Annotated in this window: 11 protein-coding genes, 3 tRNA genes and 1 pseudogene; 7 read left to right on the top strand and 8 right to left on the bottom strand. The window is 65.3% G+C overall.

The genetic code is table 11. The features are described 5' to 3' along the window. Nucleotides 1–58: 58 nt before the first annotated feature. From PG883_RS09660 to PG883_RS09650, 3 genes are all read right to left on the bottom strand, one after another. Nucleotides 59–1,921 (bottom strand): peptidase U32 family protein, encoded by a 1,863-nt coding sequence (locus PG883_RS09660; protein ID WP_270807156.1) that lies wholly within the window; start codon nt 1,919–1,921, stop codon nt 59–61. Nucleotides 1,922–2,099: 178 nt separating this feature from the next. Then, nucleotides 2,100–2,708, bottom strand: a complete 609-nt coding sequence (locus PG883_RS09655; RefSeq protein ID WP_270807155.1) for a LysE family translocator — start codon at nt 2,706–2,708, stop codon at nt 2,100–2,102. Nucleotides 2,709–2,836: 128 nt separating this feature from the next. Further along, nucleotides 2,837–3,790: a LysR family transcriptional regulator gene (locus tag PG883_RS09650; RefSeq protein WP_270807154.1), complete on the bottom strand. Its 954-nt coding sequence runs from the start codon at nt 3,788–3,790 to the stop codon at nt 2,837–2,839. Nucleotides 3,791–3,990: 200 nt separating this feature from the next. Between PG883_RS09650 and PG883_RS09645 the strand changes: the two genes are divergently transcribed. The 7 genes and pseudogenes from PG883_RS09645 to PG883_RS09615 all read left to right on the top strand — a co-directional run bounded on the left by PG883_RS09645 (nt 3,991) and on the right by PG883_RS09615 (nt 8,255). Next, on the top strand, nt 3,991–5,079 hold the full coding sequence (locus tag PG883_RS09645; RefSeq protein ID WP_042880524.1) for a ketoacyl-ACP synthase III: 1,089 nt from the start codon (nt 3,991–3,993) through the stop codon (nt 5,077–5,079). A gap of 222 nt (nt 5,080–5,301) precedes the next feature. Beyond that, nucleotides 5,302–5,386 (top strand) — tRNA-Tyr (locus PG883_RS09640). Nucleotides 5,387–5,428: 42 nt separating this feature from the next. Next, a tRNA-Tyr gene (locus tag PG883_RS09635) sits at nt 5,429–5,513 on the top strand. 31 nt (nt 5,514–5,544) lie between these two features. Then, a tRNA-Tyr gene (locus PG883_RS09630) sits at nt 5,545–5,629 on the top strand. Nucleotides 5,630–5,765: 136 nt separating this feature from the next. Beyond that, nucleotides 5,766–6,038 carry a hypothetical protein gene (locus PG883_RS09625; protein ID WP_010673275.1) on the top strand — a complete coding sequence of 91 codons (273 nt, stop codon included), beginning with the start codon at nt 5,766–5,768 and terminating at the stop codon, nt 6,036–6,038. Between the two features lie 101 nt (nt 6,039–6,139). After that, a complete protein-coding gene (locus PG883_RS09620; protein ID WP_069651796.1) occupies nt 6,140–6,871 on the top strand; it encodes an EAL domain-containing protein in 732 nt (243 codons plus the stop codon). Nucleotides 6,872–6,952: 81 nt separating this feature from the next. Beyond that, nucleotides 6,953–8,255, top strand: a pseudogene (locus tag PG883_RS09615) (endonuclease/exonuclease/phosphatase family protein). A gap of 56 nt (nt 8,256–8,311) precedes the next feature. Here the strand turns inward: PG883_RS09615 and PG883_RS09610 are convergent. From PG883_RS09610 to PG883_RS09590, 5 genes are all read right to left on the bottom strand, one after another. Beyond that, nucleotides 8,312–10,621: a molybdopterin dinucleotide binding domain-containing protein gene (locus PG883_RS09610; protein ID WP_270807164.1), complete on the bottom strand. Its 2,310-nt coding sequence runs from the start codon at nt 10,619–10,621 to the stop codon at nt 8,312–8,314. Between the two features lie 82 nt (nt 10,622–10,703). Further along, the gene (locus PG883_RS09605; protein WP_270807153.1) at nt 10,704–11,303 is read right to left on the bottom strand and encodes a hypothetical protein; all 600 of its coding nucleotides are present in this window, start codon (nt 11,301–11,303) and stop codon (nt 10,704–10,706) included. Next, nucleotides 11,303–12,409, bottom strand: coding sequence for an NrfD/PsrC family molybdoenzyme membrane anchor subunit (nrfD, locus tag PG883_RS09600; protein WP_268013531.1), 1,107 nt, complete (start codon nt 12,407–12,409; stop codon nt 11,303–11,305). The genes PG883_RS09605 and nrfD overlap by 1 nt, the downstream gene beginning before the upstream one ends. Next, nucleotides 12,399–13,187 (bottom strand): sulfate reduction electron transfer complex DsrMKJOP subunit DsrO, encoded by a 789-nt coding sequence (gene dsrO, locus PG883_RS09595; protein ID WP_270807152.1) that lies wholly within the window; start codon nt 13,185–13,187, stop codon nt 12,399–12,401. Before dsrO ends, nrfD begins: the two co-directional genes overlap by 11 nt. Before the next feature lie 125 nt (nt 13,188–13,312). After that, on the bottom strand, nt 13,313–13,415 hold a 103-nt coding region (locus PG883_RS09590; RefSeq protein WP_164882044.1), incomplete at its 5' end, for a transposase.

Raw genomic sequence — 13,415 nt, 5'->3', positions numbered from 1 at the left:
CTAGGCCGCGCCCCATACTGCCATCAAATCCGCTCCAGCCCCATGCCCACACGGGCAATCATCCTCTCTTCAGGCTGCCCATCACCTGCATCTCGCAGCGGTGGCAGTCAAAACGCAGGCGGAAACTCTCCTTGCCCATCTTGAGCTCCAGGGGCTCGGCCTTGAGACCGGGCACCTCCTTGGGGCAGAGCTGCTGGCTGTAGCGGATGCAGTGCTTCGTTGTCATCAGCACCACTTCCCGCTCCTCCTTGTTCGCCTCATACGCGGGGGCGATGCTCCCCACCCCATGTTCGCGAAAGAACTGCTCCGCCGCGCTGTTCAGCACGTTGCCGAGGTAGGAGAGCCGATGCTGGGGATAAACGGCGCCTCGCAGGGGAATGCGCCGCTCGGGTCGCCGGTAGGCTGCCAGACGGGCCGCCTCCAAGGCGGCAATGCCGTCCCGGCGCAAGCCGTTAAGCTGTGAAGCCGCAATAAATAGCGGGCGAGTGAATGCCAACTCAATCTGGCGAGCCACAAACAGGGTTTTGCCGAGTTTGCCGAGCTGATCCCTGGCCTGTTGCAGCGCCCGTTCCGGGTTGTCGGCCGGCTGTTGGTCGCAGGAGAGCGTGACGGCGGCGCCAATGCCCTGCTCGTCCACAAGTTCGAGCCGCAGTCCCTCGTCGCACTCCGATAACCGCATATCGACCCGGATGCGGCGATCCGCGCTCCCCTTTTCGAGCTGCTTGCTGAAGGCCTGATCGTGGTTGCGAAAGATCTCGGTGCCCACCTTGAGACCGGGCATGGGTTCCGACAGGAGTAACCGCTTGCTCTGTGCCTTCTCTTCCACTTGATTGAGGCGCATGCCCACCAACTCGCCCCCCGGCTTGAAGAAGCCGAGGCCATCGCCGTTGTTGAGGGCAACGGCCTGGCCGTCGATCTCGATGCCATCGCGGGTCACGCTGGTGACGCGCCCGAGCGGCTCCCCGACGTATTTCGGGCTGCGCGGCGAGTCGATGCCTGGCTGTCGGCCATGGAGGAAGTAGTCGGTGCTGCCCCGGTTGAAACTCTTCTTGGGATCCGGCGTAAAGGTGTAGCTGCAACGACCGGCGGAAGCGGCCACCAGATCGGGGCGGCTCGCCAGGATGGTGTCCAGCTTCTGGCGATACCAGGCGGTGACGTTCTTGACGTAGTCGAGCCCCTTGAGGCGCCCTTCAATCTTGAAGGAGCGGATCCCTGCGGCGATCAGCGCCTCCAGGTTGTCGGTCTGATCCATGTCTTTCAAGGAGAGCAGGTGGCTGTTTTCCACCAGCACCTCCCCCGCCGACGTTTGCAGGGAACAGGGCAGTCGACAGAGCTGGGCGCACTCGCCGCGATTCGCGCTGCGCCCGGTGCGGGCGTGGCTGATGTTGCACTGGCCGCTGTAGGAGACGCACAGGGCACCGTGGATGAAGAACTCCAGCTGCACGCTCGTGGCGGCGCTTATCTCGCGGATCTGCGCAAGGGAGAGCTCGCGGGCCAGCACCACCTGGGAGAAGCCCACGTCCTGCAGAAACTTCACCTTTTCCGGGGTGCGGTTGTCGGTCTGGGTGCTGGCGTGCAGCGCGATGGGGGGCAAATCGAGCGCCAGCAGCCCCATGTCCTGCACGATCAGCGCATCGGCCCCCGCCTCGTAGATCTGGTGGGTCAGGCGCCGGGCCTGCTCCAGCTTGTGGTCGTGCAGCAGGGTATTGAAGGCGACGAAGACCTGGGCGCCGAAGCGGTGGGCATGGCGGGCCAGGGCCTCGATGTCCTCGAGGCTGTTGCCCGCTGCGCTGCGGGCACCGAAGGCGGGGCCCCCCATGTAGACGGCATCGGCGCCGTGGTTGATGGCCTCGATGCCATAGGCGAGGTTCTTGGCCGGGGCCAGCAACTCCAGGCGGTTGTGATGGTTTTGATCGCGCATAACGTCCGGTTCGAAGGGCTGCAAATGGCCGCCACTCTAGCCAGACTCCCCGCCCGCCGCCTTGATCCCGCTTAAGATCACCGCAGAATGCAGGATTGACCCGGTACAAGGACGTCTGGCTGCCCCCTCATCCCCCGGCCCTGAGAGAGTGCCGACTACGCTGGCACCCGACGCAGAGCTAGATCACGACCTTGAGGGCCAGCCCCAGCAGCACCAGACCGCTCACCTTGTCGATCACGGTGGATTTGGCCTTGAGCCAGGCGAGTACGGGTCCGCGAGAGAGCACCAGGGCCACCAGCACATACCAGAGCGCATCGATACCGCCTGCGGTCAGCATCATGATGCCCCCCTCACGCCAGCCGGTGTCGGCGTGCACGAACTGGCTGAACAGGGCGATAAAGAAGATGGCGAGCTGGGGGTTCAAGAAGGCCACCATAAAGCCCTCGAACGCCCCTTGACGTCCCCGTGGCGGGTGCTCCTCCTTGCCTGCCTCACCCCCTGCGGGCCTGGCCAGCAACGCCTTGATCCCGAGCCAGGCGAGAAACGCCGCGCCGCCGTAGCGGATGAGATCGAACAGCAGCGGGGTCTGGGTGATCAGGATGGCGAGGCCGAGGGCCGTGATCAGCGCATAGATGCCGACTCCCAGGCCGTGTCCCAGCGCCGTGGCAACCCCGTGGCCCTGCCCTCCCTGCACCGTATTGCGGATGATCAGTGCCAGGCTCGGCCCCGGGCTGATGGCCCCCATCACGCAAATGGCGGCCAGCGCCAGCCAACTCGTCAGCTCCATACCTTCTCTTCCTTCGTGTCGATTGTTGTCACCCGGGATCAGGGTAGGGGGTGGCTCGCTATGCCAGAAGTGAAAGTTATGAATAGAGTCCATAGCCAGTGGCTATAGAGTGGCACAACCCGCTGCCATCAGCGGCTCACCTGCGGCCCTCGGGCCAACTGCTTGCGACTCTCCCCCAGGGTGAATTGCAGGTGATCCCGCAGGAAGGGATAGGCCAGCTCGCGAAACCAGCGGTGAGCCGGATCCAGGTGATGGCGCTGGTGCCACAGCAGATGATACTGCTGGACCCGGGTGGCGAAGGGGAGATCGCAAAAACTCAGGGCATGTTCCTGGGAGAGCTGCCAGGCGATATGGGCCGGGGTGGTCATCAGACAGTCTGTGCGCAGCAGCACCTCCACCGCAGCCTGGAAGAAGGGCACACGGGCAAACCAGCGGCGGGAGAGCCCTCGGGGGGCCAGCACCTGCTCCACCGGGCTGTCCTTGTCACCGCCCCCGCTCACCTGCAGGTGGGGCCAGGCGAGGTAATCCTCCAGACTGGGCGCCATGCCAGAGAGCGGGTGATGACGCCCCATCAGCACCACCAGCCTGTCCTCCCCCTGATGCAGGCCGCGGATCTGGTCCGGCACCAGCTCCGTGATGGTGGAGACCATGTCCAGCTCCGATTGCCAGAGCTGGGGCAACTGGCGCTTGTCCCACAGGCTGTACTCCAGCGCCGCTCGGGGGGCGGCCCTCGCCAGGGCAGCACAGATGTCCGGCAGGATGTGCTGGGCCACGTAGTCGGAGGAGGCGAGCCGAAACACCCGCTCGCAGCGCTCGGGGGCAAATTCCGGCGCCTCGTAGAGCCGCTCCAGGGCACCGAGGGAATCGGCAAGCTGGGCCGCCAGGGCCTCCGCCCGCGGGGTCAGCAGCCAGCGCTGCCCTTCCCGCACCAGCAGCTCGTCGCCAAACTCGCTGCGAAGCTGGCCGAGCTGCTTGCTGATGGAGGGCTGGCTCAGGTTCAGCAGCTCCGCCGCCCGGCTGATATTGCGGGTCTCCAGCAGCACCTTGAGGGTGGGCAAGAGATTGAGATTCGCTTTGTGCACAGGAGTCACCTCGGGAAGGGGTCGCCGGGATCGGGCCTTCATCTTACGGCAAGGAGAAGAGGAAATTTAAGCAAAATCACGGTCTTGCTCCCGCCACTCCCCTTACACTGGGGGGACCGCAGGATGACAGTGAACGCCCCGTGCGGCATAATTTCGCCACTTTCCGCCCCAGGGCGGCCATCACGACAAGCGACGACAAGATGACATACGCCACTATCACCGGGTGGGGAAAATGCCTGCCCCCCGCCTCGCTGACCAACGATGACCTCGGCACCATCATGGATACCTCGGACGAGTGGATCTACCCGCGCACCGGCATCAAGGCCCGCCGGGTCTCCCATGTCAGCACCCAGGCGCTCGCCACCCTGGCCGCCCGTCGCGCCCTGGCGTGCGCAGGTCTGGACGCCGCCGCCCTCGATGGCATCATCCTGGCGACCGCCACACCGGGCACGCTGGTCCCCAATGGCGCCTCCGCCGTGCAGCAGGCCCTCGGCGCCCACAAGGCGGCGGTGTTCGACCTCAACGCCGCCTGCACCGGCTTCGTCTATGCCCTCTCGGTCGCCACCTCCCTGGTGCAGACCGGCATGATGCAAAGGGTGCTGGTGATCGGTGCCGAGCGGCTGACCCAGTTGCTGGACTGGGCCAAGCGCGACACCGCCGTGCTGTTCGGGGATGGCGCAGGCGCCGTCATCATCGAGGCGAGCGAGCAGGAGAGCGGCCTGATTGCCAGCAAGCTCGGTTGTGACAGCGAAGCGCGGGAGATACTGCACGTGCCGAACTTCGGTACGGATCGGGTGCGTTTCGCCGACATTGACGGCCTCTTCACCTTCAACTTCGAGGGGCAGGAGATCTTCAAGCGCGCCGTGCGCGGCATGGGCGAAGCCACCGGCACCGTACTGGCCCAGGCCGGCATCGCCCCCGAGCAGATCGACCTCATCGTGCCGCACCAAGCGAACGTGCGCATCATCGAGACCCTGGCCAAGCGGATGAACGCCCCCATGGAGAAGGTGATGGTCAACATAGAGCAGTACGGCAACACCTCCGCCGCCACCGTGCCCATCGCCCTGTGCGAGGCGCTGGAGCAGGGTCGGGTCAAGCCGAACAGCTACCTGCTGACCGCCGCCTTCGGGGCCGGGCTGACCTGGGGCGCCGCCCTCATCAAGTGGGGGGATCGCGTCACCCCGATCGCGAGTTGCGACGAGGTGCTGCCCCCCTGCGAGCAGAGCGCCCTCGAACTCATCGCCCATGCGGTGCAGGGTTGCCAGCAGGCTCGCCCCGCCGACGCCTGAGCGAGCGCCAGCGCCCCATGATCCGCCAGGAGTCCCGTGGCTCCTGGCAGCCAGCCCCCCACGCCCCCTCGCCGTTTCGGCAGCGACATAAAAGTCATTGAAAAGTGTGAATTTTGAGCGAAACATATCAAAAAATGACCACTTGACACTTTTTTGTCGTCAGAATGCGGCCAAGGGGTTCACAACCTTGCCGGATCTGGTAGTATGCGGCCTCGCACTTGGGGAGGGGTTCCCGAGCGGCCAAAGGGATCAGACTGTAAATCTGACGGCTCTGCCTTCGAAGGTTCGAATCCTTCTCCCTCCACCATTCAAGTGCGTCAAGTAAGTAAAAATCAGGAAAATACCCCGTGGAGGGGTTCCCGAGCGGCCAAAGGGATCAGACTGTAAATCTGACGGCTCTGCCTTCGAAGGTTCGAATCCTTCTCCCTCCACCATCTTCCTGAACACAATATGCAATGCCCCTGTGGAGGGGTTCCCGAGCGGCCAAAGGGATCAGACTGTAAATCTGACGGCTCTGCCTTCGAAGGTTCGAATCCTTCTCCCTCCACCATCCTTCAGACAACCCGGCCTCGCGCCGGGTTTTCGCTTTTCTGGATAGAATCCACATGGCGCTGTCAGATCTGACAATTGCCCTCCCCGCACTTTTTAGAAACAGTGGAGCCTCATGTCGCAAGGAGTGCACACAGATGTTTGAAATCTGGGATGAAACGGGTCGCGAGCACGGGCTGACACTGCCCGAGCTGCAACTGCGGCTGCGGGATTATCAGGGAGACGTGATGGTGCGCTACCTCAACCGCCTCGGCCTGCCGAGCACCCTCTTCCTGACCATCCGTCAGGGATGCGCCTATCAGCGCTTCAAGGCGGGCTCCCCCATGCTCGACTGGTCCTGGCTTGCCCAGGCCATGCACGCAGCCCCCCTGGCTGGCGCCGCACCTGCACAGGGCCATGCCCTTCCCTGACCCCCTCCTTTCTGCCCACGCCCATTATCAGACTCTTCCTACAGCCTCCCTTTAGACCCTCCCTGTATGATGCGCAGCCATGTTCCCGTCAGGTGAGAGCCATGTTTGCGTTCAAAGAAGAGTATCCCGTGAGTGCCATGGTCAGCATGGCGGATATCGTCGTCCCCTTTTATCAGCCCATCATCGGCCAGGATCGTCAGGTCAAGGGGTATGAGGTGCTGGCCAGACGCTGGGATGCCGGCAGCCAGGGTTATCAGGGCATCGATTTTGCCGCCCTCGGCGAAGATGACGCTTTGCACCTGGATATCGTCATGCTCAGGGCCATCATGCGCGATCTGCCCGTGCTCGCCCAAAAAGGCCCCTATGCGCTCTCCATCAACCTCAATCCGGCGCTCTCCAGCCCCACCTACCGCAATCTGCTGTTGCTGGTGCTGCTCCAGGCCCGCAAGCTGGGGATCGCCATCTGGTTCGAGGTGCTGGAACACGTCAGGATCAAGCACCAGCACAGGGAGATGATCGAGGTGTTGCGAGCCCATGGCGCACACATCGCCTGTGACGACTTCGGCTCCCTGGCATGCAACTTCCAGCGCCTGATGATGCTCCCCTACGAGATCGTGAAGCTGGATCGTTCCCTGCTGCTCCAGGCTGTACGCAGCACCCATGCCCTCAACATGCTGACGGGGCTGGTGAAATACCTGCAACGACTCGGCATGGCCGTGGTGTGCGAGGGAGTGGAGACCCAGGCCCATATCGAGGTGGCGAACCGGCTGGGCTGCGACTACCAGCAGGGCTACGCCTACGCCATTCCCTCCCCTCTCTCCCGCTGGGCCTGAGCCGAGCGCTTGCGTGTCACGGGGAAACCCGGGCACCTTTCCCATGAAATTCGGCAGGGTGCTGCCATTTTCCTGCCAAAGATGGCAGGCTGTCCCGGCCACACTGACGCCGAGGCCCACCATGGTTCGCTTTGCCACCTTCAATCTCGCCTTCGATCGCACTGCACCCGGCATGCTGGGGGAAGAGCTCGCCCTGACCCGCACCGAGCAGGATGCCCTGCTGGTCCGCCTCGCCGACGGCACCTTGAGCGGCGCCGAGAAGACCAAGGCCCTCGACGTGCAGCAGATCCGCAACATCGCCGAAATCATCCAGCGTACCCGGCCGGACGTGTTGCTGCTGAGCGAATTCGACAATGACGGCAAGGGCCGCGACACCACGGACCTCAACGCCTTCAACGACAACTACCTGGCCCACGCCCAGCACGACGAGGTGACCGCCATCAGCTACCCGGTGCTGCAGAACTTCGCCACCAACACCGGCCTGATGAGCGGCCATGACCTCAACCTGGATGGCAGAGTGAGCGGGCCGGACGACGCATGGGGCTTTGGCAACTACCACGGCCAGTACGCCTTCGCCGTGATGTCCCGGTATCCCATCGATACCAAACAGATCCGCACCTTCCAGACATTCAAGTGGAAGGAGATGCCGGGCGAAGCGAACCCCGTCATCGACGACTGCAACAATGCCAAGGCGCCGATCCCGGCCAGCCGCCAGTGTGGCGATGCCTGGTATGACGACGCCGCCTGGCAGGCCTTCCCGCTCTCGTCCAAGAACCACGCCGACGTGCCGGTGCGCATCAAGCGTGGCAACAAGGAGGAGGTGATCCACTTCCTTATCTCCCACCCGACTCCGCCCATCTTCGGCAACGCGGCGCGCCACAACGTCAAACGCAACCGGGCGGAGATAGCCTTCTGGCAGGACTATGTGGCAGGGGCAGGCTACATGGTGGATGACACCGGCAAGGCGGGTGGCCTGCCCGAGGGCGCCAGGTTTGTCATCGCCGGGGATCTCAACGCCGATCCCCAGATTGGCGATGGGGATCTCACCGCCATCCAGGATCTGCACAACCATGTGCTGGTCAACCAGGCCGTCACCAACGGCGCCCTGATCCCGGTCAGCCAGGGCGGCCCCGAGTGCCTCGCCAGCCAGCCGGATCAGTGCAAGCGCAACAACAACCGCCCCACCCCGGAGCGCATCACCAGCAGCAGCGGCCTGCAGCTCGACCACGTGCTGCCCTCCGCCAATCTGAACGCGGTCGCCTCCGGCGTGTTCTGGCCGGCCAGCTTCGAGCCGGGCTACCACCTGGTGTACGATGCCAAGCTGGGCATCGCCAAGGGCGTCAGCTCGGATCACCGCCTGGTGTGGGTCGTCGTCACACTGTGACAGTGACGCAGAGCAGACAAGCAACGGGGCCCGAAGGCCCCGTTTTCATTGGTTTGTCATACCAGCTTCTCCACCCGGGCCGGCAGCCCCTGGCGGGCCGACGAGCCGATGGCCCAGTCCACCAGGGGATAGCGGCCATGGCGGCTGGGATCCAGCACCGCCAGATCATTGAGGTTGACCCCGGCTCCGCGCAGCGGGTTGGCAACCACTTTCTGGCCGTCGATCCAATGTTCCCGCGCCCCCAGCTCCTTGTGGCCGAAGCCGTGCTCGATGGCGATGGCATCCGCCTGTACCCCTGCCACGCACTCGGCCACCCCGATCACGCTGCCATCCGGGGTGCTGACCCGTACCCTGTCCCCGCTCTCGATCCCCAACTGCGCCGCCGTCTGCGCATTGAGCCGCACCCGGTTGCTGGGGTTCACCTGGCGCAGACGATCCGAGCCAATGCTCATGGAGCTCATGGTGTGGGACTTGTAACTGGTGAGCAGCAGCGGCCACTGGGCCGGCTTGAACGCCTCATTGAGTGGCGTGCCGTCCGCCAGCTGGGGGCGGAAGAAGCGCGGGGTACCGCTCAAGTATTGCCCGCTCTGGCTGTGACGGCGGCTGCCCACCTCGGGGTTCCACACCATCAGCGGCTTGGGCCAGCGCTTGCTCGGCTGACCCGCGTCATCGCGCCCCTTGGCCGCCGGCTCGAAGCGCCCGCCACGGGCGAAGAGATAGGCGGCGTTGGCCGCCCCGTAGAGGGAGAAGTCCGCCGCCCGGTTCAAGCCGTGCACCTTGCCGTCCGCCCCTTTGAGCGCCCCCTCGCCAAAGCCCGGCAGCCCCAGCCGTTTGGCCACCGCGATAAAGAAGGACTCCATGCAGACCGGCTCCCCCTCGGCAGTCTTGGCGACACGGGGCTCCACGATGGGCCAGCGACCGGTGGAAACCTTGGTCATCACCCCGTGCCAGGCGGTGGCCCAACCCCAGGACTCGTAGGTCAGGGTGTCCGGCACCAGGTAGTCCGACAGCGCCGACGACTCGTTGATGAAGCTGTCGATGCTGACAATGAGCGGCAGCACGGCAGGGTCTTTGAGCTCTTCGCCGATGGCCTTGGCGAGCCCGGCCTGGCCGTAGAGGGGGTTGCCCATGTGGTTGATCCAGGCCTTGAGCCGGTAGGGGTAGCCGTTCACCGCCGCAGTCAGGTGTTCGCCGAGCAGTGGGCCCGAGATCGGGAACCAGGGCTCTTGCGCCGGATAGGGGTTCTGGCCTGCCTCGCGCTTGCGCCGATATTCAGAGGTCTTCTCGTAGGGGAACTTGGAGCGCGACAGGAAGACCCCGGCGGGTTTGACCATGCCGGGGAAGCTCGCCAGATCGTAGCGCGGCCCCGCCCCGAAGGGATCGAACTTGCCGCCGCTCGCCACGGCGCCGCCCCGGGCATTGAGGTTGCCGATCATGACGTTGAGCATCATGATGGCCCAGGCCGAGTAGAAGCCGTTGGCGCTCATGGTGCCGCCGTGGGAGACCACGGCAGCCCGGGTGCCGTGGCTGGTGAACTCCCGCGCCAGCGCCTCGATATCGCTCACCGGCACGGCGCACTCGGCGCTGTATTGTGCGAGGGAGTGCTCCCGGCACGCCTCGGCCAGCAACTGGAAGCTGCTCTTCACCATCAGCTCCCCCTTGGGGCCCTGAATGGGGCGATCCACCCAGAGGTTGGCCCGCTCACACTGGCCGGCGGGTCTCGGCTCGCCGCTGTTCGCCTCCTCTACCAGCATGGCGTCCCCCTCCCCATAGGCTTCCCCCTCAAAGGGCAAACCGAGATCGCTGGCCCGCAGCATCTGACCGAAGCGCGGGTGGGACTTGTCGCAGAGCACCAGGTGGCTGGCGTTGCAAAAACCGCGATAGCCGGCCCGCTCGGCGGCAGCGGCATTGGGGGCTGCCAGAAAGGACTCGGCGAAACGCTGGTTGTCGATGATCCAGCGCAACATGGCCATGGCCAGCGCCGAGTCGGTGGCAGGGCGGATGGGCAGCCAGCGGTTGGCGGGGGCGGAGGGCATGTTCACCGTGTTGGGCAGGCTGGGGGCCACCACCACGCAGGAGAACGGCTTGCCCGGTCGCGCCCGGTTTGCCGCCAGCTGACGGGACTGGCGCTTGAAGGGATTGCCCGATTGCTGGGGCGAGGTGCCCATGAACAGCAGGAAGTCGCTCTCGTCCCAGTCCGGCTTGAGGTGGGCGTTCTTCTCCAGATCGTCCAGCAGGGCACCGGCCCCGACCCGGAACGACAGGCCGCAGTAAGCGCCGTGGTTGGCGAAGTTGCGGGTGCCGAAGCTGTTGAAGGTGAAGCGCTTGATGAAGTGATCTCGCCCCTCGTCCGAGGCGTTGCTCACCAGCAGCTGGTTGGCCCTGGGGCCGTACTCCGGGTTGGCCGGGTCGAGCGGCTCGGCGAGGTTGCGAATGGCCCGCAGCCCCTCAACCAGGCCCTCGCCAAACAGATCGCCCCCCTCCACCACCTCGGCCACCAGCTGCTCGAAGGGGATGCTCTGCCAGCGGCCGCTGCCACGGGGTCCCACCCGCTTGAGGCAGCGGGTGACCCGCTGCGGGCTGTCGAGCTGCTCCAGCATGGCATTGCCCCGCGCGCAGGCGGTGGAGCGCCCGTCCAGCCCCCCCTTCCTGGTAGCCACTGGTGGCGAGCAGCGCCTGCTTGACCGGGGTCTTGAAGTCGATGTGATGGCGGGCGGAGAGGGGGTGATAGGGGTTGCCCAGGATCCGCACTATCTGGTCGCGCTCGTTGTCGATGCGGGCCCGCACTCCGCACAGGGTCCAGCAGCCGAGGCACATGGTGTTGGCAACCCGCTGGGCCGGGTTGGGGTGCAGCTCCCCCTGCTCGTCAACCCGGTACTCCACGGCCAGCGAGTTGCCATGGATGGGATCCCGGGTCGGCTGGCCCGAGCTGCCGGTGGCGAGGCCGCTCGCCACCTGCTTGAGGGTGTCGCTGTAACCGGCGACGAACAATCCGGTGCCGCCGGCGATGGCGGCGCCCTTGAGAAACTTGCGTTTGCTGTGATCCATCAGAGTGCCTCGCGTGCAAAAGTTGTGGATGCCTTGATGGCAGAGGAAGCAGAGGGGTGCACCAGCTCCGAGAGGGCCACCAGCAGGGCCAGCAGCAGACCGAAGGTGCCGAGAATGCCGAGCACACCGGCCGGGCCCCAGGCGATTTCATAGAGGTAGACGCCGGCCCCGTACTTGGGTGCGAGCTGCCCCTGGATCAGCACCAGCCAGCGCAGGCCCCACACCAGGTGCAGCCCCAGCAGCGCCAGCCCCCAGAGTGCCAGGCGGGCAGAGATCCTTGGCCGCAGCAGCATCAGCAGGCCGGCCAGCCCCAGGGTCAACAGCAGCCAGTGGGCCGCCAGCCGCCAGCTCGGGTCGAGCCGATAGAGGGCCGCGGCCTCTGCCGCCGAGGCGCCGCCAAACAGGGCCCAGCCCAGCAGGGAGAGCGCCAGCAGGCTCAAGGTCCAGCCGCTCTGGCGCAGCAGGGTCGACTCGGTCTGGGCATGCCAGCCCGCCAACAAGCGGTTGAGCAGCAGCAGGGCACTCTGGGCCCCCAGCACGGCGCTCAGGGTCAGCAGCCAGGGCAACCAGGGGGTGTGCCAGAGCGGGCGCGCCGCCACCGCCATGGTCTCGAGCCCGGTGTAGAGGGCGATGCTGAGCCCGCTCACGGCCGCCAGCAGGGAGAGGGGCCGCTGCCAGGATTTCCCCGACCAGCTTCCCAGGCAGAGCAGCCGGGCAAGGCGGGCTATGTTGTCCCCTTCTGCACCGCGCCGGGCCAGGGCAGGCCTTAGCAGCAGCCAGCCGAGCAGCATGGAGAGCAGGCTGAACAGCGGCAGCAGATAGGCGCCATACCACATGACGGAGCCAAAGCGCGTCTGGGCGTAGAAGTGCCAGGCCCGGGCCGGCTGGTGCAGATCCGCGGTCAGGGCAATGGGGGCCACCAGGCCGGCCGCCACCATCAGCACCGCCGCCAGGGTCTGCAGCCGCGGGTCCGGCGCCTTGCGCCACAGCTCAAACGCGCCGAGCCAGAGGGCTCCGTAGGCGAGGCCGATGAGGAAGAAATATTGCACCGCCCAGGGCAGCCAGGTGATGGGCTGAGCCGGGGCCAGCAGTTCGTTAATGACCATGGGCTATCTCCTTGCCATCGTCGGAGAGCAGGGTGCGCAGGGCCGGGTTGCCGTCGACCTTGCTGACGAAGGCCTCGTCCATGCCGAGATAAAAGACCCGCGGCTGGGTATTGGCCTCCGGCTTGAGCACCTTGAGCACCGGCTCGTGTTCGCGCAGCAAGCGGCTTATCCGGCTCTTGGGATCGTTCAAATCCCCTATGATGCGCGCCTCGCCGACACAACTCTCGACGCAGGCGGGCAAGAGCCCCGCCTCCAGCCGATGGGCGCAGAAGGTGCACTTGTCGGCGGTGTTGGTCTCGTGGTTGATGAAGCGGGCGTCATAGGGGCAGGCCTGCACGCAGTAGCCGCAGCCGACGCACCAGTCGTTGTTGACCACCACGATGCCGTCATCGCGCTGGAAGGTGGCGCCGGTGGGGCAGACATCGAGGCAGGCGGGCTCGGCGCAGTGGTTGCAGAGCCTTGGCAGCATCAAGAGGGAGGCGGGAGCCGCGAGGGCGGCCACGTCGCTCACCTCGTACTGGCTCACCGTGGTGCGAAACTGGCCGAGTGGAGGCTGGTTTTCGATGGTGCAGGCCACGGTGCAGGCTTGACAGCCGACGCAGCGGCGCAGGTCGATCAGCATGCCGTAACGCTTGCGCCCGTCCCCCCGGCTGATGGCCGCCCGCCCGTTGCGGGGAGCGGGAACGGACTGCGCCTGAACCTGGGTGACGGGGATCAGGGCCGCCCCTGCGGTGAGGGCGGCGATCCCGGATAACAATCGGCGCTTGCTGGGCTCCATGGCATCTTTCCTTCTGCTGAGCTGGCTTGAAAGGGGTTGGGCCGATTGTCCTCAACGCAGGAAGTCGCCTCTATTGTGGTTTTCCACATACCGGGAGCCGGGTTGATCCAGCGCAATAAAAAGGTTCATCGCGGCTTTCCGGGGAAGGCCGCCTTGATTTTCAGAAAAAAGTATTCTGAGTCCCTAAATCCATATGCCATGCGCTTTATCACTTTGATCTTGTTGTTC

The sequence above is a fragment of the Aeromonas sp. QDB25 genome (assembly GCF_027707725.1).
In the GTDB taxonomy this organism is placed as follows: domain Bacteria; phylum Pseudomonadota; class Gammaproteobacteria; order Enterobacterales; family Aeromonadaceae; genus Aeromonas; species Aeromonas caviae.
The sequence above is the reverse complement of the archived record's forward strand: the minus strand, read 5'-3'. Positions and strand labels throughout refer to the sequence as shown.

Excerpts from the sequence above, each read along its gene's own strand:
- PG883_RS09660 (WP_270807156.1), bottom strand. The coding sequence starts at position 1,921 with ATGCGCGATCAAAACCATCACAACCGCCTGGAGTTGCTGGCCCCGGCC.
- PG883_RS09655 (WP_270807155.1), bottom strand. The coding sequence starts at position 2,708 with ATGGAGCTGACGAGTTGGCTGGCGCTGGCCGCCATTTGCGTGATGGGG.
- PG883_RS09645 (WP_042880524.1), top strand. The coding sequence starts at position 3,991 with ATGACATACGCCACTATCACCGGGTGGGGAAAATGCCTGCCCCCCGCC.
- PG883_RS09625 (WP_010673275.1), top strand. The coding sequence starts at position 5,766 with ATGTTTGAAATCTGGGATGAAACGGGTCGCGAGCACGGGCTGACACTG.
- PG883_RS09620 (WP_069651796.1), top strand. The coding sequence starts at position 6,140 with ATGTTTGCGTTCAAAGAAGAGTATCCCGTGAGTGCCATGGTCAGCATG.
- PG883_RS09605 (WP_270807153.1), bottom strand. The coding sequence starts at position 11,303 with ATGGATCACAGCAAACGCAAGTTTCTCAAGGGCGCCGCCATCGCCGGC.
- nrfD (WP_268013531.1), bottom strand. The coding sequence starts at position 12,409 with ATGGTCATTAACGAACTGCTGGCCCCGGCTCAGCCCATCACCTGGCTG.
- dsrO (WP_270807152.1), bottom strand. The coding sequence starts at position 13,187 with ATGGAGCCCAGCAAGCGCCGATTGTTATCCGGGATCGCCGCCCTCACC.